The organism is Ligilactobacillus salivarius DSM 20555 = ATCC 11741 (assembly GCF_001435955.1).
In the GTDB taxonomy this organism is placed as follows: Bacteria; Bacillota; Bacilli; order Lactobacillales; family Lactobacillaceae; genus Ligilactobacillus; species Ligilactobacillus salivarius.
In genome coordinates, this window is sequence record NZ_AYYT01000001.1 from 129,868 (window position 1) to 152,861 (window position 22,994).

Here is a 22,994-nt window from a genome sequence, read left to right on the forward strand (position 1 = left end):
CATCATCTTCCCCTATCTAAATATGGTAATTTATAAAATAAACCTTTTGCATAGTTCCATACAGGATGTGGAAATCCATCAGGCCTTACATCAAAAATATTTCCACTATATGTCTTAGTTAAAGTCGTCCCCACAACAAATTTATATAAATCTTGTTTTCTCAGTAAGCTCTTTGAAGCCGTACTGTATGCAAAACCACTTGATTTTTCTAATAAATATTCTGCTGTTGGTAATACTACATCTAATTCGTCATTATTAGGAATTGATGTATTTAAAGTCATGTATACACCATATTCACTATCATTAATTACAATATTTTTGGAAAATTCATTAGGTATATCTAACTTTTCAACAGTAAATCGCCCATACCCACTGCTTCGCTTTCCACCAATACCACTATATTGTAAGCTATTCATCAACATATCTAACAGTTCGTGCTTAATAGTTAATATATATAAAGACGTCTTAAAGTTAGTAATACCAACTTCATATGGATCAATTCCCTTTTTAGTAACTACTGTATTTTTCGAAAAAAAGCTGTCAATTCCATCGAGTTTTTCTACATCACAATTACCTTCAACATAATCTTCTATATCTGTATATTTTATATATCGCAACTTTTTACTTTTCTTTGTTTTTCTTCGCGTTTCTTTAGTACTTTCACTATTTAATGGCATTTTAGGATAACCAATTGGTTTAGGTAAGTAGAATTCTCCATCTTTTAATGGAAAAGAATCACTTAAAAGAAAGTTATCAGATTTTGACAAATCTAAAAATTCTTTGTCAACATTTAACTTCAGAGATTCCAAAAATAATGCACTATATAACCTAGATGCATTAAACGATCCTATACTCTCATTCAAATTACCATTCCCAAAGTGAACAGTCTGAAAATCCAATTTATATGCTTGTACTTCCACTTACTATCCCTCCAATATGGCATCTAATCCTTTTACATCATAATCTCCTAAAACTGATTTTATAGATAAGTTTTCAAACTTCACTTTTCCATAACCTCTACTACCACTTCCACCTAGATAGTCATTTTCCAAAAGTTCTAAACCAGTTTTTACTAATTGAATATCTTCTTCTACTTCACTTTCTTTTTCCACATCGTATATGAGTTCAAAATCAAATTTACTTCCACGAATAACCCTTTCAATTTGTCTAGGAGTAGCAATAGCTGTAAAACGATTAATTGTATTTTCAAATTTTGTTTCAGTATAACTTTTAGCTCCTAGCTGTGCCAATTCTTCTTTATTACTTAAAATTGAATCTCTAAATATCAAACGACCAATAATTAACTGGCCATCCTCATTTTGAGTAGTTGCTCCAAATAATCGCTTAATTCTATAGTCATCATTATTGGCAGATGTTCCACTAGTTAATGGTGCATCATTATATGCTTTAGCTAAAAGTGTACGCATTTTTCCTTTTAAACTAGAGCCTGGAATAATTGGTAAATTCGTTAAAGAATCTTTTATAACAGGAGAGTCAATAGCTCCTATAGCAGCAAATTCTGTACTTCCCCCTATATGTAACCCTGTTTCTATCTTAATTGTGCCCTCAATTTTTAATTTTTTTAACATATCTACATCCTCCTAAAAATTATTTATCTGCACCACCATAATATTTAAAGTAAGCAATTAAAGCTTCCATATAGTGGCAAAAACGTAATAAATCATCCATTTTTTTTAGATCTCTAATCTTATCTACTAATTCAACAAGTTGAGCTACTTCAACAAATGCCTTAACTGCTAAATTTCTTCCACTTTGATAAATAAATTGTACTTTTAAGTATGCAATTTTTTCATTAACATGATCAAAGCCATTATTACGTGCTTCGTCATAAACTGCACTTGTCATAGCCAATAAATTTCTTAACTGTGTATTTGTTAACCTTTCTTTTTTTCTTTTATTATAAAAAATTTCAAAATTTTCTCCTTCAAAAATTTCTATAATTTTTCTAGCTTCATCAACATAGGATTCGTCTGTAAATTTCAGAGGAAATTTTTGTTTAATAACCTTGTCATAGTTTCCTTTATTCTTTTCTTGAGAATATGTTCTTCTTGATTTTTGATTATTATACATATTATCTATCCTTTCTAATTTGATAAATATATAGCATTAGTGCTAGTTCTGTACTTAATATTTCTTTTTCATCTTCAAACCAGTCTAGCATCTTAGATTTAAAAACCTTAAAATCTTCTAATTGATTATCAGACATATTTTCTTCAGCTTTCGCTAGAGTATATGCAATTCTTGCAAATGAAATTTTATCTTTAATGTCACGATTATTTATTAAATACAATAATCGATATATAAATGTCTTTCCTTGTTCAGATTGATTCTCAAAAAATTTTTTAATATATGATAATTTTGAGTTATAAATGTTATCGATAAAGTAGTCAAAATTGAATATATATTTAGTATCAAATAATGCTATGCTATTTTTATCGTTATCTTTAGCTGCATCTTCTAGCATTCCTGTCTCTCTTGCAATAACATTTATCGGTGTCTTAGAATCAAACATTCCTATACCTGCTGATAGTGTAAGTTTCCCATCAGTCCACGCGATGAATTTTTGTCGTAAATCAACCGCAAACTCTATAACTTCATCCCAAGCACCAAGTACAAATACATCATCCCCGCCAGAGTAAATTATAGTCAAACGTTTATCCTTTGCGAATGAATTAATATATGTTTTAAAGAAGATACTCATTCTTCTTGAGAAAGTTGCTATCCTACTAAAAGTATTATACTTACCAGAATTTTGTTCCTTAAAACCACCAATAAATCCATAGCCCAAATCATCAACGTCGCATCTTAAAGCTGCTATTCTTTTTATACCAACTGGACTAGAACTACTATCTACCTTAGTCCAATCTCTATCACTATACTTACCAAATTCATTGTTATGAAGGTATGAATAATCACCCATCATTAATCTTATAGATTGGTCAGCACCTGTTACAAATTCATTTTTGGTATAAATTTTACCATTGATTTTTCCTGATCTTATATCTTCTTCTGACACTTTATGTATATACATATTAGGACCTATTTGCAATCCACTAACTTCTTCGTCTACAACAAAATATTTTTCCTTTTGTAAATCACCAGAGAAGTTTTCAAGTGAAAAACAAAGTCGACATTTATTTTCACCTTCAATAAGACTATCAACGCTATGGCAAATTATGCATTCTCTACCTACTTTTTTGCCACCCATATTTAACTGTTTTATCGTATTAACATCATATCTACTTAACTTATGTTTACTTATTTGATGACTAACTTCCCTAAAAATACGGTTATATGTTTTTCCATTATTATCCTTTTTATCCATCAAATCATTAGCTGTAAATATTGATGAACCAAACGAAACATAAAGTTGAACATTAAATTTATCAATAAAAAATTGATTGAATTCTTTTTCTACTTCTTGTATTGCTTTATCAGCATGCTTAGTATTAGGGAGTATAAAGTATGCACGTCCTCCACCAGTGTAAATAACATTAGCTCTACTTAGATCTAACTTACTTAATAATGAATCAACAATAGTTTCACTAATCATATCTAAATAGAAAGATCTACTTCTTAATTGCTTATGTGCACCAGAAGTTGTGATTGTATATAAAAATTTTTGAATTCCAGATATATCAAAACTCACTAATTTAAAAGCATCTTGCCTATAAAAATTTTGCGAGTCATCATAGAGTGTATCTTTATAGTTATATTCTTGTTTCTCTTCTAGATATAGGTAGATTGCACATGCAATTCCTGCCGTTAATCTCATATGATCATATAAAGAAACGTCTACTGTTTCTTGAATATTAGTAGAACTAGGAATAAAACTGGCTGTTGCTTCAACCAAATTTAAAACACTCTGCTGGTAGTCAGGTGTGAAACTTATATCTGATAAAGTATTGGTGATTCTTGAGATTATTTCAGTGTATTCGCTATCATTAAATTCAACTTTATCCTTTATGGGAAAACTTTTACTAGCATTTTTACTCAACATAGAAGGGACAATATATCTTCTAGTAGGATGTTCTCCAAATCTATTAAAAATATCTTCAAGATTTGTTTTACTATTCCATTGTTGCTTGATATCTTCTTCTATTTCCATCCCATCTATCCCATCAGCAATATTATCAGCTATATATGTGATAAAAGCTAGATCATCATTTTCAAGTTTAGCACCATTAATTTCTTTCACATGATGATAATTAATTTGATGCAATATATCTATGTTATCTGTGAATTTCTTTAAGTAATTTACACCTATTCTACTATGAGTAATTCTTTCATTAGTTGATCTTTGAACTATTTTACCAATATCATGTAAAACGCTACCATAAAATAAACTATTCATCTTGTCATCCAATGGTATCTCCTCCTATATTTTTACTTAGCTATAGATATATGCCCCATACCCATACCTGTTTTAACTCCTATACCTGAAAAAACACCAAAATTTAGCAACATTTGAGTATAGTTTGTTAAAGTTTGATTTCCTTTAAACCTAATCTTTATTCTTCCGATAGTTCCAGGTATAAATGCTTTATGTATAGGATAATAACTAGATTGTATCTTATAACTAACTATTTTTGAATTCTCTAAAATTTCTTGTAATAAATCATTATCTACTATATTTGTATTCTCAAAAGTAGCATTGTATTTCTGCATAAGATTTCTAAACATTAGCTCTAAATCTGGGAAAAAATAGTAATCTCCTTGAACTTTGAATGACATGGGAGACATAATATCTACTACAACTTCTCTTGAAGATATTCCTTCATAAAAATTTCTAGTTAATTGCTTCGCAGTTAATTCTTCAATTTGCTTATTAAGAACCAAAAATTCTTTCTGTATAGAATTATTTAACACTATCTTATCTATTTCTTTGTCTAAAACTAGATAACTAAATATCTTTTCTGCAACTTCATTCAGCAAATTAATAGTAAAATACACATTTTTATCATCATTACTTACACTTATTGAATAACAATTAATCTTTGATTCATGTAAATAATCAGCAGCTTCTTCTGAAATATTTTCCATTAACCATCCATGGAATTGCGGTCCTAAATGATAACTAAATTTTTGTTTTTTATTACAAATAAACGTTACCTTTTTCAAACCTTCACCCCTTTACATAACTTAATACTGATATAATTATATTATAAAAATTAACTACTTTAAATATTAAATTTAGCTAAGATCATATTTCCTATTCTATTTTTGAACAGGAGAACTAATATACCATATTCTTAATAAGTTGAAAAGATATTTTTAAAATAAAAAACAGTTGAAACAAATCCAACTGTTCTGTAGTTAACTATCTACACTATTTCCTTTCGTGTATACAAAATTCCTCCTAATAACATCGCCAATATCCCTATACCAGTTAAAATAGCAAATGACATCAAATCAAATTTCTCCATTGGCATTTTTGCAAGTACGTTGAATAATGAAGTATGCATCATCCACTTGGGTAAATCAAGCAGTACAGCAAAGTATGTTACACAAAAACTATACCCTAATAATCCATAAACTAACCAACCAACAAATATAGGCAAACTCAAGCTTAGTAACATTAGTCCAACAAATAAACAAACTAATGGCCATTGATTTAACGATGCTTTTATACAAGTTGTAATAAATTTTCCATTATTAGCCTGCATTGATGAAGTAGCTGCTATTCCTAAACAAAATCCATTTATTAGTATAGCTAAAGTCCCAAAAAATAAAGCTAAAATTAAACTAGAATAGTAAACTTTCAACCTACTTACTCGCTGCACTAAAAGATAACCTAATCGTTCTTTATTTGTCTCAAACTGCACTTTATGAACAACTACTAGTGGCATCACTAAACCAATTGCTATCGTTACCACCATAATTAAAGAAGTAAATGAATTAATCAATGTTGTAGAATTATTAGCAAACATTTGACTAATTAATTTATTACTGCTGACAAATGTATCAATATCTCCATAAATTGAACCATACATTAATGCAATTACGCCATCAGCTAGTAACCAAGAAATAATAGTAGATCTATTTAAGTAAAAGAAAAATCCTAGTGGTGTAGCTAGCCATTTACTAGCTTTAGTTTTACCCTTTTTTGGAGCAATTGTACTAGATCCTAAATCTCGTGAACTTTCAAGCACCAAACCAATACTAAATACAACTAAAATTAATAAGAATAATCCTATCAAATAATACCAATCATTTTGATAAAAAGGATGACCTAAATAAGTCCAAGCTAGTGGATTAAACTTAGATAATGTTAAATTACTAACATCAGTACCTGCCCTAAGTACATATAATATTCCCACTATACTAAAGAAAATTCCACGTGCTTGTGAGCTTGTAGCAAAGATTTGAGTACAAAGATAAGCTATTGATGCACCTAACAAACTAGCTAATCCTAATGAACATGCAAAATACAAACTACCTTTAAGATCTATAGAACTAACATTGTAAGATACTAAAATTCCACTAACTAAAATAATTGTTAAAACTGTATGTAAAAGTACCAATAAATTTGTTGCCATACTAGAGGCTTGCGAACCAATATGCAACGAATTCAATATTTCTAATTGCCCGTTTTCTTCCATATACTCAAGCGATGGTTAACGGCTTTTCCCAACCTGAAATATATCAACAAGCCCTCCCTTTTACTAAAGAATGGACTGAAGTACTGTTGAAAGGCATTGCTCCAAATTCTAATATAATTATGAAAGATAAATAAAAATTACCCAGACTTTAAAATCTGAGTAATTTTTATTTATGTTAATTTATATTTTTCTCTGACATTTTTCTTAGATAGCTCCATATCTGACTTCTATATCTTCTAAGTAAGAATAACAATACGAGATAAATTACTAAGCATAACCCTATCCAAAATGGATTTTGTGAAATAAATGCTGCAAATACCACTGCATTTAATGGTCTGGCCATTAGATTAAAACTTGTAATCAACACTACACCAGTTGGAATTGTAGCACCATAATTTGATACTGCTTCTGTATAAACTGAACCTAACCAACTTGATGCATATAATCCTAAACTAAACCAAATAATTCCATTTGCAATGATTTTTAAGATATTACCTCTAGTTATTGCAACTATTGACTCAACCATAAAAGGTAATGCTATTAAATCTACCACTGGTAATGTCCTATTACCTGGTAATACAAATGCAAGTAGTACCATGATTGGAATCAATATCATCCCAGATATTATAGTAGCTGGTTCTCCATAACCTACACCATCATCAATACCTAAGAACCATCTCTTAGGGTGTGTTTTCTCTTTCATTTCCTCTTTTTGTCTACTATCAATTGCATCAGCCAAAGGAATGAATGCTTTAGCAAAAACGTCTGTAATTAATGGAAAAATGGTCATAACGGCAGCAAGTTGAATTGCAAACTTTAATACCTCTCCCCAAGCATCTATATCCGTTAAATTGTTTAAGTTACCTAAAATTCCTATAATTATTCCTAATATTATTCCTAAACTTGTTGGCTCCCCAAACACTCCTAATCTATCCTTGAAAACTTTCGGAGTTAATTTCACCTTATTAAATCCCAACAAGTTCCATAAAGGATCCAGCAAAATTGCAGGAATAGTCTGTTCTATGTTATGCAATGAAGCTACTGTCGCATTTTTTATATCAAAATATTCCGACCATCTATCAGCTTGAATTTCTGCAATTACTAAAGTGTATAATAACATGAAAAAGGATAAACTTAATGATAACCAAAAATTATGAGTTACATAGTAAGCTAAGGTCCCCCAAATCATAAATCCAAAATTATTCCATAAATTAGATGCCATAAAGACCTTGGTGATACCCAATGCAAAAATAATTAATTCAAAAATTAAGCCAAATACAAAGAAAGTTATTCCTACAGATGAGCCAAAGCTTGCTAAGGAGCCTGCTTGCCACCCTATATCGACCACTGGTAATTTAATTCCAGTATTATTAACCATTTGTTTTACAATCTTAGTTACAATTGGTGTGAATTCAGCAATAACCCAGTTAAACCCTGTTAATCCTACACCTGCATAAAAAGCACTCATTATAGCTTTGGAAAATTTAACATGTAAAAATAGAGCAATAATGAAAATTATTATTGGTACTATGATGCTGGCACCAAAAATAGTGAAAAAATTATTTAATGTTTCTAACATTTACTTTTGTCACCCTCTTTTTTTATCAAATAAATTTACCACAACCGAATTCCTTTTACATTATATATGATATTAATACAATAAAAAAGCCTTTAGACTTATCATCTAACGGCTTAATAAATTAGTCAAAATTTAAATTTTTAAACTTCTTAATTCTATCAATAGCTCTCTCTGAAATCTTCAAATTACGTTCTTGCTTATTTCTAATTCTTTCTTGTAATTTTGGTACAATTCCAAAGTTTGCGTTAATAGGTTGGAAATTCTTCACGGAAGCATGCGTAATGTAATGAGCCATTGCTCCCATCATTGTTTCTTCAGGAAAAATAACTGGATCCTTTCCTTGAGCAATTCTAGCCGCATTCAAACCTGCGTATAATCCACTAGCAGCACTTTCAACATAACCTTCTACACCTGTCATTTGACCAGCAAAGAATAAGTCTGGACGTTTCTTTGTTTGATATGTTGCTTGCATAACTTCTGGGGAACATAAGAATGTGTTGCGATGCATTACACCATATCTTACAAAACGTGCATTTTCTAGGCCTGGAATCATGGAAAATACTCTCTTTTGTTCGCCCCATTTCAAATGAGTTTGGAAACCAACAATATTGTATAGATCTCCAGCAGCGTTATCTTGACGCAATTGAACTACTGCAAAAGGTTCTTTCCCTGTTCGTGGATCTTCCAATCCAACTGGTTTTAAAGGACCATACAGCATTGTTTGTGCACCACGAGAAGCAATTTCTTCAATTGGCATACATCCTTCAAAGAATTTATCGTCTTCGAAGTCATGTAATTCTGCTGTTTCTGCTTTAATTAACTCATTGTAAAAATTATAAAATTCATCCTTAGTCATAGGTGCATTTAGATAAGCAGCTTCGCCCTTATCATAACGAGACTTCAAGTAAACTTTATCCATGTCTAAAGAAGATTTTTCTAAAATAGGAGCAGCAGCATCGAAGAAGAACAATCCATCGCTACCAGTAAATTTAGTAATATCCTTAGCTAAAGCATCAGATGTAAGTGGACCTGTAGCAATTACAGTTAATCCCTCTGGTATCTCATCAATTTCTTCATTTATAATCTCAACATTTGGATGATTGTGTAACTTTTCTGTTACTTCTTTCGAAAAAGTTTCACGGTCAACAGCAAGCGCACCACCAGCTGGTACAGAATGCTTATCTGCAGACTCCATAATAATAGAATTGAAAGTTCGCATTTCTTCTTTAAGCAAACCAGCAGCATTGGTTAAACGATTTGCTCTTAAAGAATTGGTACATACTAATTCCGCGAAATTTTCAGTATGATGTGCTGGAGTTAATTTTTGTGGTCTCATTTCATATAATCTTACCTTAACTCCTTGATTTGCAATTTGCCATGCAGCTTCACTTCCTGCAAGGCCAGCACCGATAACATTTACACTTGCTGTCATATTTTCATCTCCTTAATGCTTTTTAATTATTTTGAATTGCTTCTTCATAATCACAATTACTACATTTAACTTGCATGCCCTTCTTAGTTTTCTTTTCTACTAAGTAATGACTGCATTTTGGACAATCACGTCCAATTGGTTTATCCCAAGAAACAAAGTCACAATCTGGGTACAATGAGCAACCATAGAAGACTCTATTTTTCTTAGATTTGCGTTCGATAATTTGACCTTTATGGCATTTAGGACAAACTACGCCTATTTCCTTAACTATCGCCTTAGTATTTCGACAATCTGGGAAACGACTGCAGGCATAGAATTTACCATAACGACCTAGTTTAATGACCATTGGAGCACCACAAATTTCACAATCAATTCCTGCTGGCTCATCTTTGATCTTAATCTTATCCATCTTTACTTGAGCATTGTCAACTTCCTTAGAAAAAGGTTGGTAGAATTCGTCTATAATTCTAACCCATTCTTCTTTTCCTTCTTCAACATCATCTAATTGATCTTCCAAATGAGCTGTAAAATCAACATTTAAAATATCAGGGAAACATTCTTCAATCATGGAATTAACAATTTCGCCTAGTTCAGTTGGTTCAAACTTACGTGAGACTAACTTCACGTAATAACGCTTTTGAATTGTACTTAAAGTAGGTGCATAAGTAGATGGTCGACCTACACCATTTTCTTCTAAAGTACGAATTAAAGTAGCTTCAGAATAGCGAGCTGGTGGTAAAGTAAAATGTTGATTTGGTTGATTTTGAACCATGTCAACCTCATCGCCAACCTTCAATTCTGGCAATAAGTTATCTTTACTTGTTGCTGCTTTATATACCTTAATAAATCCAGGGAATTTCATCTTAGAACCATTTGCACGATATTGAACTCCATTTTGTTCTATATCTACACGCATAGTATCAAAAACGGCTGGTGTCATCTGACTTGCTACGAATCTTGACCAAATCAATGTATATAATTTTAATTGATCCTTATCTAAATACTTAGCCATCTTTTCAGGTGTACGTTCAACTGATGATGGTCGAATAGCTTCGTGAGCATCCTGTGCATTTTCAGATAATTTACCCTGACGTGGTTTAGAAGCAGCATATTCTTCACCATAATTTTCATGTAAAAAGACAGCTGCTTCATGCTTAGCAACACTCGAAATTCGAGTAGAGTCAGTACGCATGTAAGTAATTAAACCTACAGCTCCACCTCGTCCAATATTAATACCTTCATATAATTGTTGTGCAACCATCATTGTTTTTTGAGTTCTAAACTTCAAATTATTGTTAGCAGTTTGTTGCATTGTTGAAGTTGTAAATGGTAATGGTGGCATTCTTTTACGTTCTTTTTGTTCAATATTAATAACGTTGAAAGGTTTATCTTTATCAATCTTTTCAATGACTTCTTTAACATCTTTCTCGTTAGATAATTTTTTCTTCTTATTATCTACACCCCAGAAGTCAGCTTCAAATTTAGTTCTACCTTTTTTAAACTTAGCATCAATAGTCCAATATTCTTCAGGTTTAAAGTCTCGAATCTCTTTTTCACGTTGGATAATTAAATTCAATGCTATTGATTGTACACGTCCAGCAGAAAGGCCCTTCTTTATCTTTGACCACAACAATGGTGAAATTGAGTAACCAACAAGCCTATCTAACACACGTCTAGCCTGTTGTGCATCTACCAAATTCATATCAATTGAACGTGGTGATTTAAATGCATTCTTTACAGCATCTTTGGTTATTTCATTAAACACAACGCGATTTTTATCTTCTGGGTTCAATCCTAAAAGATATGATAAATGCCAAGCAATAGCTTCTCCTTCACGGTCCGGATCGGCTGCTAGATAAACATGGCTTGCTTTTTTTGCTTCTTTTCTAAGTTCTTTTATAACATCGCCTTTACCACGAATAGAGATATAATGTGGTTCATATCCATTCTCAACATCAATCCCCATCTTACTTTTAGGTAAATCTCGAATATGACCTAAACTAGCCATAACTTTATAATTTGACCCTAAATACTTTTCAATTGTTTTCGCTTTGGAAGGCGATTCTACTATTACTAAATTTTTCTTTCGTGTTCTTTTCGTTGTCTTTTTCTTTGGTTTCTGAGTAGTAGGCATTAACCCAGCTCCTTTGTCATTAATTAACTTATTCAAAATTTTTTAATCAAGATAACTTTAACATTACTAAGCTAAAATGTCATCTTTAAAATTAAGCCCATACCTCCTCTGCTTAAAAATTCAAATATTATCCTATACTAGATATTCAAATTATGCAAGCGGAATTATTTCAGAAACCATATCCTAGCTATATTTTAAATTCCTCTAAAATATCCTTTGCTTCTAAAATTGGTTTGGCTCCTTCCAAAATTAACTCATTACATCCTTCTGATAATATTGAATTAATATTTCCCGGAACTGATAAGACATTTCGATTTTCTTGTAATGCCATATTAGCAGTTATTAAGCTGCCACTTTGTCTTCTAGCTTCAACAACTAGTAATGATTGACATAAACCTGAAATTATCCTATTTCGAGCTGGAAAATGAAAACGTAAGGGCTTTTGTCCCAACGCATATTCACTTAAAACTATCCCTTCTTTTTCCATATTGGCTTGTAGCTCAAAATTTTCACGTGGATATGTCCTGTCTAGTCCCGTCCCAATGACACCTATCGTTTTTCCTTTCTCTGACAATGTTATCTTATGTGCCAGACTATCTATTCCTTTCGCTAAGCCACTAACTGTTGCAATACCTTCACCTAAAACATCTGGTAGTAACTTTTTTAATACTTCTTTCGCATATGGTGAATGCTTTCTTGCTCCAACAATCGCTAATGTAGGAGCATTCAAAAGTGAAAAATTTCCATTATAAAAAAATACTAGCGGTGGATTATATATTTCTTTTAATAAAACTGGGTAATCTTCATCAAAAATTGTACATATTCCACCATAATTTTTATTTTCTTCTACTTCTTTAGTTAAACCATCACTAAGAAAATAAGCCATATACTTTCCAATTTTCTTTTCACTAAGTTTCAATAGTTTGATAAATTCTTCTTCTGTAGGTAATTTTTGTATTTCATTCATAAAATATGCTACGTTTTTTACCGAACCACCATAGTATTGACTACAAATATGTGCTCTTATTAAAAAATCTCTTAATTCCATAAAAAAACCTCATTTCTGCTACAATCTATCTAATAAGATACGTAGAAATAAGGTTTTCTTTGTATTATTTTAATAAGATTTTTTTGACTGGTTCAAAACTTTGTCTGTGAATTGGAGTAACTCCTTTATTTTCAAGGCCCTCCAAATGTTGTTTAGTTCCATAACCATCATTCTTTTCAAAACCATATCCTGGATAAATACGTGCGTAAAATTGCATCAAATGATCTCTGGTAACTTTAGCAACAATACTTGCAGCAGCAACAGATGCACTTTTAGCATCGCCCTTTATTAACCGTAATTGAGGAATTTTTGTATCAATTGTCATTGCATCAACAATTATCTTTTGTGGTGTAATGTTTAAACTTTCTATCGCTTGTTTCATTGCTAAACGTGTAGCTTCATAGATATTTACTTCATCAATTAAATTATTATCAGATAAGCCTACACTTACAGCAACTGCTTTTTCTAATATTTTTTTATATAATTCTTCTCGCTTTTTTTCACTTAATTGCTTTGAATCGTTAACTTCAAAAATATCAAAATCATGTGGCAAAATAACCGCTGCAGTTACAACAGGACCTGCTAACGGGCCTCTGCCAACTTCGTCCACACCAGCAATATATTCAATACCCTTATTCCATAAATCACGCTCAATTTTCAATCTATTTTGAAATTTTAATTTTTCATTTTCAATTTTCTTTAGCCTTTTTTCATAAGATTTAATTGCTAATTGAACGCCTTTACGCTCATCTAACTTCAATTCTGCTAATTGCTCACTTGAGATTTCTTCAGTTAGCATCTTTTTTATTTGAGCTATTGTTAACTTTTCCATTTACTTCCTCTAATTTTCTGGACTAGCATCTACTGGCGGCTTGTCCAAAGTATATCTGCCCAATTTACCTTTACGAATTTCAAAAATTAATCTTTCGCTAGCTCTATCATAGTCTTCTTTAAATCCCATGTTTCTTGTAATAGCTAACAAAGTCTCAACAGTTGTATCTTCTAATTCTGATTGTGTTAATCTATATCTTTGAGCAAGCGCATCTGGATTGGTATGGATAAAATGTTCTACTGCATATAAAGCAACATCATCTTTTGCATATAATGTATCTTTTATGGCACCAGTTAATGCTAATTTTTTCCCTACTAAAGGATCTTCAAATTTAGGCCATAATATTCCTGGTGTATCTAATAATTGCAAATCTTTTCCAGCTTTAAGCCATTGTTGAGCCTTAGTAACCCCTGGACGATTACCAGTTTGTGCAACATTCTTTTTTACTAGATGATTTAATAAAGTTGACTTGCCAACATTAGGAATTCCAATACACATCGCGCGTAATTTTTGGTTTTGAATTCCCTTTTCTTTTCTGCTTTGAAGCTTATCTGCAAGAATTTCCTTAATCTTCTTTTCAATTATCTTCAAATTACCACTGTTACTATTAACAGCTATTGCAGGTTGTCCCATACTTTCATAATAGTTAATCCATCTTTTTGTTTCAGCGGGATCAGCTAAATCCATTTTAGTCAATACAATAATACTAGGTTTATCTTGTAAAACTTCAGCTAATTGTGGATTACGCGATGATTCTGGTAGTCGTGCATCTACCAATTCAAGTACGATATCTACAGATTTTAAGTTTTCTTTTACCTGACGTAAAGCTTTCGCCATATGTCCAGGAAACCATTGTATAATCGCCATTACATATCATATCCTTTCGTTAAAATACTAGTCTAATTCATATTAACATACTTTTTCTCTAACTCATAAATTCTTCATACTTAGTCCAAGCATTGTCAAAAATCACCATACTTGGTAAATATGTTCCATTCAATTCTAAATATTGCGATAATGAATCATAGTCATCTGCTTGTTTTGGAAAGCTTTGATCATAAAATGCATTATTAGCAAATTGTGCAATTTCATCTGTACTATCTGGATTTCTTTCAGTCATTAGAAATTGATAAAAACTTTGTCTTTTACTCATAAAAACACCTCTCATTTCAGTGGAACTTTTACATTAAATTTAAATTCATCATTCACCAAATCCAACTTAGTACCCTTAACTAAAACATCTTGTTTCTTAGTTAATTGATTTAAATCTAAAGTTATAGTTTTTGCTTTTGGATCAATAATTGCCACTTTCCCTAAGTCGTAATTATTTTTCACATATTTCAATATAAATCCAGCTGGAGCGTTTAATGAACCAATGGCCACTGATTTAACTTTTAATAAAATATTTCCATTCTTATCTAAGGTAGGTTTTGTATATAATGTAAATGACACATTTTTCCCTAAAATCTTAGTTGTTCCCATCATGATTGCAGATTTATCTACCAAAAAACGATATTTAATCTTACCTTTTTTCTGATTTTTCCGTAAATAATAATTGATTGTCGCATTAGCTTGTTTCTTATCTAATGTAACATCAACACTTGTATACTTTTGCTTAGAATTCTTATCTGAAACTTTAGCTATATTAGTTTGCTCTTTTGTTTGTGAAGTTACTTTTGTTGCGAGATAACAACCACTTATAAATAAAATTCCCACTAATACAAAAAAAGCCCATTTCCAATAATTTACTTTTTTCTCTTCCATTCTATTATTTCACCAACCATGTATTTTTATGTCTATTCATTTCATCAAATAACTTATTTGTCATATACTTATATCCTTTTAAATTAGGATGAAAATGATCATCTTCAGATAAATAGTCATTCTTTTCTTTTGTATTTGATAAAATATTTTCTAATTGTTTACCTGATTTTTTATCTAAATCTGTTTCTGATTTTTTCACCAAATCTTCTTTAGGTAAATTTACATATTGCCCCATTGAAAGTTGTTTGTTTATGTCAATAAAATATACTTTGTTTTCTTCCAAAGTAACTTGTCTAGCAATTTTGTTCCATTTATTAGTATAATCTTGCATCTGCGTAATATTAGGAAAATATACATAAAATGGATTATATACACTAAATAAAAAAATTGGTGCTTTCTTGTTTAAACTTCTAACTTTTCCTATTAAATTTTGTAAATTACTTTGATAATTCTTTGCCGATTTTTCTACAACTGGTTGCATCTTATCATCTGCCATTGAAGAAAAATTTTTCTCCATAACTTGCATTAGATCATTACCACCAACTGTCATTGTAATCACGTCAGCATTTTTGATATCTTTTTGGATATTCTTCTTCGTTAAAAGTCTTGCTAATATTTGATCACTTCTATCTCCGGTTTTGCCATAATTTTTGGTAACTACTTTTATAGATTCTTTCTTTTCTATTTTTTCTTTAATAAGATGTACATATCCACCCTTATTAGTTTGATCTCCAACTCCGTACGTTAAAGAATCTCCCAATCCTACAAGCTTAATTTTAGAAACTTTTACAGCCTTAACATTTTTTCTAGTCCTCTTTAGCTGAACTTCATTACTTTTGCTTATATTTTTCTTACTATTAATAGTAATTAAAGTAATAACTCCGATTAAAATTGCAACCAATGACCACAACAATACTATTTTTTTATAATTCATTTTTATTACCTCTAGAAACTAAAATATCTATGTTACAATAAAAGATACATACATCGTAAATTATAACAAAATTTTATAGGTGATACTAATGCAAAATTTTAATAATAAACATCCCTTAATTACTATAATTAGTAGCTCTATTCTTTTGGGATTATCCTTAATTTCTTCAATGTTATTACTAATCATCACTCTAATTAAGTTCTCTCGAACTACTAATTATGCGATGATTACATCTTTAGCTCTCATATTAGCTACACTTTTTATTTACTCATCATTTGAAATTGTTAGTATATCTCTTAAATTAACCGGGGCTGCCAAAGTTATGGATATAATTTCATCATGCTTACTCTATTTATATACAACTACTATTTACATAGCTGTATTTATTGGATTCCACCTATCTGTTCTTGGTTGGATTGGGTTTGGATTAAGCTTAGCTCTACTAGTATTTAATGTTTTATTTACTTGTTTATGTTATCATCAACAAAAAATACTTTTTTCAGTTACTAATATATTATTTTTTATATATAGTTTACTTTCTTTACTTAATCTAAGAATTAGTACTTTATCAACTATACTATCCATAATAGTTCTAATCTCATTTAATGTGATTATTATTATACGCCAATTTGAATATACCAAACTTTTAGAAACAATTTTATTTACTTTTGCTACTACTTCATGGTTAATAACACTATTAATTTTTTAAACAAAAAGCGCCAGTAAGATATATATCTTTTATTGATATATTATCTTATTGACGCCTATTTTTTACTTAATTCAATATTTTTTAAGGTAATTTGTGTCCTGCTGCAAGATATAAATCATACCATTCTTGTCGTGTTAGACGAATATCAGCACCAGCAATACTTTCTTCCAAATGTTGTGGATTCATTGAACCTAAAATAACTTGAACATTATGTGGCAATCTAGTAATCCAAGCAGTCGCAATCGCATTTTTAGTAACCCCATACTTCTTAGCAATTTCATCCATCATTGCATTTAATTCTGGGAACTTAGGATTATCAATAAATACACCTTCAAACATTCCATATTGATATGGGGACCATGCTTGTAGAGTAATATTATTTTTTCTAGAATATTCAAGCATCCCACTTTCTCTATCAATAGCTTCATCTTCAAGTCTATTTACAAAAATTCCACTATCAATTAAAGGTGTATGCTTCAAACTTAATTGAACTTGATTGATGATTAATTTTTGGCCAACAGCTTGTTGTAACACATCTATTTGACTAGCATTAAAATTAGATACACCAAAATTTCTAACTTTTCCACTTCTCAATAAAGTATTAAATACTTCCGCTACTTCATCTGGTTCCATTAATGGATCAGGGCGATGTAACAAGAATGTATCCAAATAATCTACACCAATTCTTTCTAAAATTCCATCTACAGCTTGTAATAAATGTTCTTTAGAAAAATCATATCTTTGTCCAAATACCAATCCATTAGCAGTTGTTCGTGCATGATCTAATACAATTCCAGCTTTAGATTGAATATAGACTTTATCACGTGGTATACCTGCATTTTTTAAAGCTTTACCAAAAACTAATTCTGATTCACCATCTGTATATATATCAGCAGAATCAAAGAAATTTACTCCTTGGTCATAGACTGTTTTTAGAACAGTTGTAGCATCTTCTACACTCTTCTTACCCATACGCATAATTCCAAGTGCAACTTGGGAAGCAGTAATTTCACCATTACCTAAAACAATTTGTCTCATTTATTACCCCTCACTTTCAGTTTGTTGTTCATCAGGATGAGCACGATAATACTCATATTCGCAATCCCCATTAAAAATAGATTCTGTTCCAGCTGCAACAGCTTGTTCATAATACCATTGTTTGTGTGTTAACTTTGTCAATTCTTTTTCAAGATTACGAATATTTTGTTCTAAAGTAAGTCTTTGATTTCTAATGAGATTTAATCTTGCTAGAAGACTGGAATCTCCTTCTTGTTTCCAACTTACATATGCTGCAATATCCTTTAAAGACATTCCTGTTTTCTTTAAACATTCAACATCTTCAATGCAGTTAATTTCCTCTTGAGAAAAAAGTCGTAGTCCACCTGGAGAACGTTTTAAATTAGGAAATAATCCAATTTCTTCATAAAAACGAATAGTTGATTTACTAAGATCAAACATCTCAGCAATTTCACCGATTCGATATATTTTTTCTTCCGTTTTCATATTAAAAATCCACTTGATCTGGAACTTTGCATTGTCCACCAAGATTACGAAGTGAACCAATAACATCCATTTCATCATCTGTTAATTCAAAATCAAAAATATGTGTGTCTTCTTCAATTCTATTCTTATGAACAGATTTTGGTAATGGCAATATTCCTTGTTGAATTCCCCAACGTAAGCATACTTGTGCAGTTGTATGATCGTATTTTTTAGCAATTCTTTGTAAAACTTCATTACTTAAAGCTGCTGCTTCACCCAATGGAGCCCAAGCTTCAACTAAAATATCATGTCTTTGGCAATAACGAATTGCTTCTGTTTGTGGCCAACCAGGATGAACTTCAATTTGGTTAACCATTGGCTTAATTTCTGCATTTTCTAATAAATATTCCAAATGATTTGGCATGAAATTAGATACACCAATTGCTCTAATTTTGCCTTCTTTGTAGAGGTCTTCAAAAGCACGCCATGTATCTAAATTAATTTTATTAGCTTCATCCCCAAATTGCTTTTCATTAGCTGGCCAATGAATTAGGAATAAATCTAAATAATCTGTCTCAAGATTTTCTAAAGTCTTATTAAAGGAAGCAATTGCTTTGTCGTATCCACGTTCAGTATTCCATAACTTACTAGTAATATATACTTCTTCACGCTTCAACCCACTATCTTTAACAGCCTTACCTACACCACTTTCATTGCCATATAATGCAGCTGTGTCAATGTGGCGATAACCGATTGATAATGCTTCTGATACTACTTTGTATGTATCTTCAGGTGGAGTTTGGTAAGTACCATAGCCTAGTCCTGGAATTTCAACACCATTCGCTAGAACTAATGGCGATGTTAAACTTGATAATTTTTGCATATTTAGCACATCCTTCTATTAAAAATTTAGATTTTTTAATATCAACCCTATATGAACTTACATATCTATAATAAAACTTCAAGTTAACTTGAAGTCAACATTTAAGCCTTAAAAATGTAAAAAAAGATGAGTACTACAAAATTGTCTTACTCATCTTTCATTATTTTTATTAGAAATTATTTTCTTTCGTATTCCAAAAATACATAAGGATACTTGTTTTTTTCATCTACCTTACCGATTTTTTTTGAAACAAGTTTAAATTCATCATAATTAATAGTAGGCATAACCGTATCGCCATTAAACTCACTTAGTATTTCAGTCTTATATAATTTATCTACTTTATTAAGAAGTAAGTTGAATAACATCGCTCCACCAATAACGCTAACTTCTTGAAACTGATTTTCATCTAACCAAGAAGTTAATTCATCAATAGAATTCATAATTTCTACTTGGGGATTGTCTTTATACTTTTCTTTTAAGTTAGTATCATGGGTTAACACTATATGTTGACGTCCTGGTAATAAACCAGGAAAACTATCAAACGTTTTCTTCCCCATTACCATTGGATGACCCATTGTAACTTCTTTAAAATGAGCCAAATCGGCTGGAAGTCTCCAAGGTAAATGTCCCTTATATCCTATTTGATGTTTTTGATCTTCTGCCCATACAAATGAAATCATAGTGCACACCTCACAGACTAAACAGCAACTGGCGCTTTAATTGCTGAATGTGAATGATAATTTTTTACCTTAATATCTTCCATTTCAAAATCCATAATATTTTTCTTTTCTGGATTTAACCATAATGTTGGAGCATCATTAGGCTTTCTTTGCAACTGTTCATTAACCTGATCTAGATGGTTTAAGTAAATATGTGCATCGCCAAGAGTATGAACAAATTCTCCTACTTCAAGCCCAGTTTCTCTAGCAATCATATGTGTCAACAATGCATAACTTGCTATATTAAAAGGTACACCTAAAAATACATCTGCAGAACGTTGATATAATTGACAACTCAGTTTTCCATCATTTACATAAAATTGGAACAATGTATGACAAGGTGGTAAAGCACTTAATGGAACATCTTCTGGATTCCATGCTGTTACAATCATGCGACGTGAGTCTGGATTATTTTTAATAGTCTCAATAACATCTTTTATTTGATCTATAGTTTCACCATTTCTTGTTTGCCAATGACGCCATTGAGCGCCGTATACATCTCCCAAATTGCCAAATTTATTAGCAAATTCTTGATCTTCAACAATTTTCTGACAGAACTTTTTCTTTTCATCTTGATAAACCTTATTAAAGTTATCATCCTCTTGGGCTCTTAAACCAAAATTAGTCATATCTGGTCCATGATATTCATCACTTTCAACCCAATTCTTAAATGCCCATTCATCCCAAATATGATTATTATGTTCCAATAAGAATCTAATGTTAGTATCTCCTCTTAAAAACCATAACAATTCACTCTTTATTAAGCCAAATGGAACTTTTTTAGTCGTTAATAATGGGAAACCTTCTGCTAAATTAAATCTCATTTGATAACCAAAGAGACTCTTTGTCCCTGTTCCAGTTCTATCGCTCTTTTCATGACCTTTTTCTAAAATATCACGAATTAACTGTAAATACGGTTCTTCTACTATAGACATCGGTGTTCTCCTTCCTATTAATCAACATACTGACTAAGTTCGTCCCAACGTTGAACTTTTTCCATAATATCTTCATCTAATTCATCAATTTGTTGCTGTAAACTTGCTAATTTAGTATAATCAGCCCCATCAACATGTTGCATTTCTTCTTCTAAACTTGTTTTATCATTTTCAAGCTTGTCGATTTCTGATTCTAATTTTTCATATTCCATCTTTTCAGCGTAAGTTAACTTAGTTTTCTTCTTAACTTTGTCTTCTGCATTATCTGCCTTTTCTACTTTTGCTGCAGATGCTTGTTTTTTAGTTTTAACTGCTTCATTCTTGGCATTTTTCAGATAATCTGTAAACATCCCGACATAATGCTTGATTCTTGCATTCCCTTCAAAGATATATAATGAATCAGCTACCTTATCAAGAAAATATCTGTCATGTGATACGGTGATAACAGTTCCGTTAAAGTTATCTAAATAATCTTCCAAAACTGTTAATGTTCCTATATCTAAATCGTTAGTTGGTTCATCCAATAATAAAACATTAGGTTGAGACATCAGTAATTTCAAAAGATATAAGCGTCTCTTTTCACCGCCGGAGAGTTTACGAATCAATGTTCCATGCATAAATCTTGGAAATAGAAATTGTTCCAATAATTGAGTTGTGCTAATTCGCTCACCATCTTTATTTACAATATTTTGACCAACTTCGTTTAAATAACTAATAATTCTTTTATCTTCAGGAATCTCTTCCGTCTGTTGTCGATAATAAGCCATCTTTACAGTTTCACCGATTGTCAAAATACCTGAATCTAATGGCAATTCACCTGATAAAGCATTTAAAAAACTAGATTTCCCGGCACCATTAACGCCTGTAATACCGATTCTGTCTCCAGCTTGGATTAGCAAATTGAAATCTTCAATTATTTTATGATTTCCAATTGTTAAACTTGCATCTTTTAATTCTAATACTTTCTTTCCCAATCTTTGTTGTCCTAAATTAATATCAACATTTTCGTCAACTTGGACTTTATTTAAATTGCTTTTTAATTCATTAAATTTATTAATTCTAGCTTGTTGCTTAGTAGTACGTGCTTTAGCACCTGTTCTCATCCAAGCTAATTCTTTTTTATATAATTGCTGTTGTTTATGTTCTTGAACAAGTTCTCTTTCAACCCGTTCAGCTTTTTGTCTAACAAAATCTTGATAGTTTCCAGTATACGAATATAAACTACCAAATGACAATTCCATTATTTCAGTAGCTATCTGATCTAAGAAATATCTATCATGTGTAACTACTAATAATGCTCCTTTATAGTTAGCAAGATATTGTTCTAACCATTCAATAGAATCAAAATCCAAATGATTAGTTGGTTCGTCTAGTATCAACAAATCAGGCGCTTGAATCAATACTTGAGCTAAGCCTACACGTTTCCTTTGTCCACCTGATAACTCTTCTATTTTTTGCGTTAAATCCTCTATGTGTAATTGAGTTAGAATTGTCTTAACATCGCTATCGGCTGTCCATGCATCTTCTTGATTCATTTTTTCTTCAGCTTTGATGTAACGTTGTTCGGCTTTTTTATCATCTGGATGTGCACCATATTCAGTTAGAGCTTCTTCATAATCTCTAATTGTTTGAAATACAGGAGCAGCTCCAGTAAAAATAGCTTCCATAATTGTACTGTTTTGTGGAAATTCAGGTGCTTGTTTTAAGTAACTTATACGATAATCATTTGGTTTTATTAAATTTCCAGAATCTGCTGAATCAATTCCAGTTAAAACATTCAATAGTGTTGTTTTTCCAGAACCATTCGTTCCAATTAAACCAATTCTATCATGTTCATTTATTAAAAAGTTTAAATCCTTGAATAGCGTTTTTTCGCCATATGTCTTGGTTAAACTTTCTACACGTAAAGTTTGCACACTA

General features: G+C 31.0%; 21 protein-coding genes and 1 pseudogene. 1 reads left to right on the forward strand and 21 read right to left on the reverse strand.

Going from position 1 to position 22,994, the window contains the following annotated elements:
- Nucleotides 1–2 precede the first annotated feature (2 nt).
- The 6 genes from csm4 to FC55_RS00665 form a co-directional block, all read right to left on the reverse strand.
- The gene (csm4, locus tag FC55_RS00640; protein ID WP_003700120.1) at nucleotides 3–920 is read right to left on the reverse strand and encodes a type III-A CRISPR-associated RAMP protein Csm4; all 918 of its coding nucleotides are present in this window, start codon (nucleotides 918–920) and stop codon (nucleotides 3–5) included.
- 3 nt (nucleotides 921–923) lie between these two features.
- Entirely contained in the window at nucleotides 924–1,589 is a 666-nt protein-coding gene (csm3, locus tag FC55_RS00645; protein ID WP_003700119.1) for a type III-A CRISPR-associated RAMP protein Csm3, read from the reverse strand.
- 19 nt (nucleotides 1,590–1,608) lie between these two features.
- Entirely contained in the window at nucleotides 1,609–2,091 is a 483-nt protein-coding gene (csm2, locus tag FC55_RS00650; RefSeq protein ID WP_003700118.1) for a type III-A CRISPR-associated protein Csm2, read from the reverse strand.
- A gap of 1 nt (nucleotide 2,092) precedes the next feature.
- Entirely contained in the window at nucleotides 2,093–4,387 is a 2,295-nt protein-coding gene (gene cas10, locus FC55_RS00655; protein WP_099452476.1) for a type III-A CRISPR-associated protein Cas10/Csm1, read from the reverse strand.
- A gap of 20 nt (nucleotides 4,388–4,407) precedes the next feature.
- Nucleotides 4,408–5,142: a CRISPR-associated endoribonuclease Cas6 gene (gene cas6, locus FC55_RS00660; RefSeq protein WP_157769226.1), complete on the reverse strand. Its 735-nt coding sequence runs from the start codon at nucleotides 5,140–5,142 to the stop codon at nucleotides 4,408–4,410.
- 203 nt (nucleotides 5,143–5,345) lie between these two features.
- Complete coding sequence (locus FC55_RS00665) at nucleotides 5,346–6,623, reverse strand: hypothetical protein (protein ID WP_003700115.1); 1,278 nt, start codon at nucleotides 6,621–6,623, stop codon at nucleotides 5,346–5,348.
- Here FC55_RS00665 and FC55_RS09870 point away from each other — a divergent pair.
- Nucleotides 6,623–6,757: pseudogene (locus tag FC55_RS09870) on the forward strand (TetR/AcrR family transcriptional regulator); the annotation flags it as partial. The gene FC55_RS00665 and the pseudogene FC55_RS09870 sit on opposite strands and share 1 nt — an antisense overlap.
- Before the next feature lie 41 nt (nucleotides 6,758–6,798).
- Here the strand turns inward: FC55_RS09870 and FC55_RS00670 are convergent.
- The 15 genes from FC55_RS00670 to FC55_RS00745 form a co-directional block, all read right to left on the reverse strand.
- Entirely contained in the window at nucleotides 6,799–8,202 is a 1,404-nt protein-coding gene (locus FC55_RS00670) for a PTS transporter subunit IIC (RefSeq protein WP_003700112.1), read from the reverse strand.
- A 121-nt stretch (nucleotides 8,203–8,323) separates the two neighbouring features.
- The gene (trmFO, locus tag FC55_RS00675; protein WP_003700111.1) at nucleotides 8,324–9,634 is read right to left on the reverse strand and encodes an FADH(2)-oxidizing methylenetetrahydrofolate--tRNA-(uracil(54)-C(5))-methyltransferase TrmFO; all 1,311 of its coding nucleotides are present in this window, start codon (nucleotides 9,632–9,634) and stop codon (nucleotides 8,324–8,326) included.
- Between the two features lie 22 nt (nucleotides 9,635–9,656).
- A complete protein-coding gene (gene topA / locus FC55_RS00680) occupies nucleotides 9,657–11,768 on the reverse strand; it encodes a type I DNA topoisomerase (protein WP_003703765.1) in 2,112 nt (703 codons plus the stop codon).
- A gap of 187 nt (nucleotides 11,769–11,955) precedes the next feature.
- Entirely contained in the window at nucleotides 11,956–12,816 is an 861-nt protein-coding gene (dprA, locus tag FC55_RS00685) for a DNA-processing protein DprA (RefSeq protein WP_003700109.1), read from the reverse strand.
- A 64-nt stretch (nucleotides 12,817–12,880) separates the two neighbouring features.
- The gene (locus tag FC55_RS00690; protein WP_003700108.1) at nucleotides 12,881–13,648 is read right to left on the reverse strand and encodes a ribonuclease HII; all 768 of its coding nucleotides are present in this window, start codon (nucleotides 13,646–13,648) and stop codon (nucleotides 12,881–12,883) included.
- 9 nt (nucleotides 13,649–13,657) lie between these two features.
- The gene (ylqF, locus tag FC55_RS00695) at nucleotides 13,658–14,515 is read right to left on the reverse strand and encodes a ribosome biogenesis GTPase YlqF (RefSeq protein WP_003700107.1); all 858 of its coding nucleotides are present in this window, start codon (nucleotides 14,513–14,515) and stop codon (nucleotides 13,658–13,660) included.
- 58 nt (nucleotides 14,516–14,573) lie between these two features.
- Nucleotides 14,574–14,801: a YozE family protein gene (locus FC55_RS00700; RefSeq protein WP_003703777.1), complete on the reverse strand. Its 228-nt coding sequence runs from the start codon at nucleotides 14,799–14,801 to the stop codon at nucleotides 14,574–14,576.
- Between the two features lie 11 nt (nucleotides 14,802–14,812).
- Nucleotides 14,813–15,412: a YpmS family protein gene (locus tag FC55_RS00705; RefSeq protein ID WP_003700105.1), complete on the reverse strand. Its 600-nt coding sequence runs from the start codon at nucleotides 15,410–15,412 to the stop codon at nucleotides 14,813–14,815.
- 4 nt (nucleotides 15,413–15,416) lie between these two features.
- Nucleotides 15,417–16,346, reverse strand: coding sequence for an SGNH/GDSL hydrolase family protein (locus tag FC55_RS00710; protein WP_003700103.1), 930 nt, complete (start codon nucleotides 16,344–16,346; stop codon nucleotides 15,417–15,419).
- A gap of 790 nt (nucleotides 16,347–17,136) precedes the next feature.
- Entirely contained in the window at nucleotides 17,137–18,093 is a 957-nt protein-coding gene (locus tag FC55_RS00720) for an aldo/keto reductase (RefSeq protein ID WP_003700100.1), read from the reverse strand.
- Between the two features lie 3 nt (nucleotides 18,094–18,096).
- A complete protein-coding gene (locus tag FC55_RS00725) occupies nucleotides 18,097–18,558 on the reverse strand; it encodes a MerR family transcriptional regulator (RefSeq protein ID WP_003700099.1) in 462 nt (153 codons plus the stop codon).
- 1 nt (nucleotide 18,559) lies between these two features.
- Nucleotides 18,560–19,420, reverse strand: a complete 861-nt coding sequence (locus FC55_RS00730) for an aldo/keto reductase (protein WP_003700098.1) — start codon at nucleotides 19,418–19,420, stop codon at nucleotides 18,560–18,562.
- 176 nt (nucleotides 19,421–19,596) lie between these two features.
- Nucleotides 19,597–20,100, reverse strand: a complete 504-nt coding sequence (locus FC55_RS00735) for a dihydrofolate reductase (protein ID WP_003700097.1) — start codon at nucleotides 20,098–20,100, stop codon at nucleotides 19,597–19,599.
- A gap of 17 nt (nucleotides 20,101–20,117) precedes the next feature.
- Nucleotides 20,118–21,074, reverse strand: coding sequence for a thymidylate synthase (locus FC55_RS00740; protein ID WP_003700096.1), 957 nt, complete (start codon nucleotides 21,072–21,074; stop codon nucleotides 20,118–20,120).
- A 17-nt stretch (nucleotides 21,075–21,091) separates the two neighbouring features.
- Entirely contained in the window at nucleotides 21,092–22,990 is a 1,899-nt protein-coding gene (locus FC55_RS00745; RefSeq protein ID WP_279621774.1) for an ABC-F family ATP-binding cassette domain-containing protein, read from the reverse strand.
- Nucleotides 22,991–22,994 lie beyond the last annotated feature (4 nt).

Coding starts and splice junctions, on each gene's coding strand:
- dprA (WP_003700109.1), bottom strand. CDS start 12,816: ATGGAATTAAGAGATTTTTTAATAAGAGCACATATTTGTAGTCAATAC.
- FC55_RS00740 (WP_003700096.1), bottom strand. CDS start 21,074: ATGTCTATAGTAGAAGAACCGTATTTACAGTTAATTCGTGATATTTTA.
- FC55_RS00690 (WP_003700108.1), bottom strand. CDS start 13,648: ATGGAAAAGTTAACAATAGCTCAAATAAAAAAGATGCTAACTGAAGAA.
- ylqF (WP_003700107.1), bottom strand. CDS start 14,515: ATGGCGATTATACAATGGTTTCCTGGACATATGGCGAAAGCTTTACGT.
- FC55_RS00735 (WP_003700097.1), bottom strand. CDS start 20,100: ATGATTTCATTTGTATGGGCAGAAGATCAAAAACATCAAATAGGATAT.
- FC55_RS00700 (WP_003703777.1), bottom strand. CDS start 14,801: ATGAGTAAAAGACAAAGTTTTTATCAATTTCTAATGACTGAAAGAAAT.
- FC55_RS00665 (WP_003700115.1), bottom strand. CDS start 6,623: ATGGAAGAAAACGGGCAATTAGAAATATTGAATTCGTTGCATATTGGT.
- csm3 (WP_003700119.1), bottom strand. CDS start 1,589: ATGTTAAAAAAATTAAAAATTGAGGGCACAATTAAGATAGAAACAGGG.
- FC55_RS00670 (WP_003700112.1), bottom strand. CDS start 8,202: ATGTTAGAAACATTAAATAATTTTTTCACTATTTTTGGTGCCAGCATC.
- FC55_RS00720 (WP_003700100.1), bottom strand. CDS start 18,093: ATGAGACAAATTGTTTTAGGTAATGGTGAAATTACTGCTTCCCAAGTT.
- trmFO (WP_003700111.1), bottom strand. CDS start 9,634: ATGACAGCAAGTGTAAATGTTATCGGTGCTGGCCTTGCAGGAAGTGAA.
- FC55_RS00710 (WP_003700103.1), bottom strand. CDS start 16,346: ATGAATTATAAAAAAATAGTATTGTTGTGGTCATTGGTTGCAATTTTA.
- csm2 (WP_003700118.1), bottom strand. CDS start 2,091: ATGTATAATAATCAAAAATCAAGAAGAACATATTCTCAAGAAAAGAAT.
- FC55_RS00725 (WP_003700099.1), bottom strand. CDS start 18,558: ATGAAAACGGAAGAAAAAATATATCGAATCGGTGAAATTGCTGAGATG.
- FC55_RS00705 (WP_003700105.1), bottom strand. CDS start 15,412: ATGGAAGAGAAAAAAGTAAATTATTGGAAATGGGCTTTTTTTGTATTA.
- FC55_RS00730 (WP_003700098.1), bottom strand. CDS start 19,420: ATGCAAAAATTATCAAGTTTAACATCGCCATTAGTTCTAGCGAATGGT.
- topA (WP_003703765.1), bottom strand. CDS start 11,768: ATGCCTACTACTCAGAAACCAAAGAAAAAGACAACGAAAAGAACACGA.